Here is a 1,402-nt window from a genome sequence, read left to right as displayed (position 1 = left end):
CTCCAATACCTACAGTCTTTAACGATCTATTCCGTCAGATCGCGGCAGTGTCACTACTCCGTCCCCACATCGCAGTTATAAAAAGTACTGGAATATTAACCAGTTGTCCATCGAATATCCCCTTCGGGTTCTCCTTAGGTCCCGACTAACCCTGATCCGATTAGCGTTGATCAGGAAACCTTATCCTTTCGGTGGGCGGGTTTCTCGCCCGCCTTATCGTTACTTATGCCTACATTTGCTTTTCCAGAAGCTCCACCACAACTTACGTCATAACTTCGCTGCCGCTGGAATGCTCCCCTACCGTAATATAAATATTACCCATAGCTTCGGTGTACTACTTAATGCCCGTTTATTATCCATGCACGATCGCTCGACTAGTGAGCTGTTACGCACTCTTTAAATGAATGGCTGCTTCCAAGCCAACATCCTAGCTGTCTAGGCAATCGCACCTCGTTAGTTCAACTTAGTAGTAACTTGGGGACCTTAGCTGATGGTCTGGGTTCTTTCCCTCTCGGCGCGTGACCTTAGCACCCCGCGCCTCACTGCCGTGTATATTATCTAGCATTCGGAGTTTGTCTGGATTTGGTAGGATTTGACTCCCCCGCACCCAATCAGTAGCTCTACCTCTAAATAACTTTACCACGACGCTGTTCCTAAAAACATTTCGGGGAGTACGAGCTATTTCCCAGTTTGATTAGCCTTTCACCCCTACCCACAGATCATCCGGAAACTTTTCAACGTTTATCGGTTCGGTCCTCCAGTACGTGTTACCGCACCTTCAACCTGTCCATGGGTAGATCACAAGGTTTCGCGTCTACCTCCCCTGACTATACGCCCTATTCAGACTCGCTTTCGCTTCGGATCCGTGTCTTAAACACTTAACCTTGCCAGAGAAGAGTAACTCGTAGGCTCATTATGCAAAAGGCACGCCGTCACGCCACCTGGACGCTCCGACCGCTTGTAAGCACACAGTTTCAGGTTCTATTTCACTCCCCTGTTCGGGGTTCTTTTCACCTTTCCCTCACGGTACTGGTTCACTATCGGTCTCTCAGGAGTATTTAGCCTTACCGGATGGTGCCGGCAGATTCCCACAAGGCGTCTCCGACCTCGCGGTACTCAGGATACTACTAGACTAATGTTACTTACGTGTACGCGGCTCTCACGCTATATTGCCAGGCTTCCCATCCTGTTCCACTTCATTTCATTAATGCCATATCGTAGTCCTACAACCCCAGTTATGCCGTAACATAGCTGGTTTGGGCTCTTTCCCGTTCGCTCGCCACTACTTAGGAAATCATTATTATTTTCTCTTCCTCTGCTTACTTAGATGTTTCAGTTCGGCAGGTTTGCGTACATTGTACGACTAGTCTTCAACTAGCCAGGTTTCCCCATTCGGAAATCT

1 rRNA gene is annotated in these 1,402 nt (G+C 48.4%); it reads right to left on the bottom strand.

The features are described 5' to 3' along the window. Positions 1-1,402: ribosomal RNA gene (locus tag IWX76_RS17985) — 23S ribosomal RNA — on the bottom strand; the annotation flags it as partial.

Origin of the sequence: Pedobacter sp. CAN_A7, assembly GCF_015752175.1 — a bacterium.
In the GTDB taxonomy this organism is placed as follows: domain Bacteria; phylum Bacteroidota; class Bacteroidia; order Sphingobacteriales; family Sphingobacteriaceae; genus Pedobacter.
Note: the sequence above shows the minus strand (reverse complement) of the source record. Positions and strands in the feature narration are given on the sequence as shown.